The 467-nt window shown below is 48.5% G+C and carries 1 pseudogene; it reads left to right on the forward strand.

What is annotated here, in order from left to right:
- Window positions 1-175 precede the first annotated feature (175 nt).
- Window positions 176-467, forward strand: a pseudogene (locus tag FDX22_RS12475) (DUF3251 domain-containing protein); the annotation flags it as partial.

Raw genomic sequence — 467 nt, forward strand, 5'->3', positions numbered from 1 at the left:
GAAACAGAATGGGCAATGCATACGGCGTCCTGTACCTCAGTGGTTGACCGGAATCTATTTTACCCTGAACTGGCGTGACAACAAAGGCGCAACGCTTTTGAGACAAAGGATCGATGCCTTCGCGCTCAGTGCGCACTACCATTATGCTATCGCGACAATGTAGGAAGTAATCATAATGACAAGACGTTACCTAAGAATTCTCCTGGTGGGAAGCCTCTTTAGTCTTAATGCCTGCGCACAGCAAGCTGAAGTACGACAGATGCATCAAAGCGNAATAAAGAGATGACGCAGCTAAATCAGGAAACGGTAAAAATTACTCAACAAAATATGTTGAACGCAAAATCAACCAGCGGCGTCTATCTGCTGCCAGGTTCCAAAACCCCTGCCCGACTGGACAGCCAGATAGGCACGTTACGTATGTCGCTGATAAATATTGCGCCGAACGCCGACGGTACGCGCCTGACGCT

The organism is Citrobacter sp. TBCS-14 (assembly GCF_005280805.1).
GTDB lineage: Bacteria > Pseudomonadota > Gammaproteobacteria > Enterobacterales > Enterobacteriaceae > Citrobacter > Citrobacter gillenii.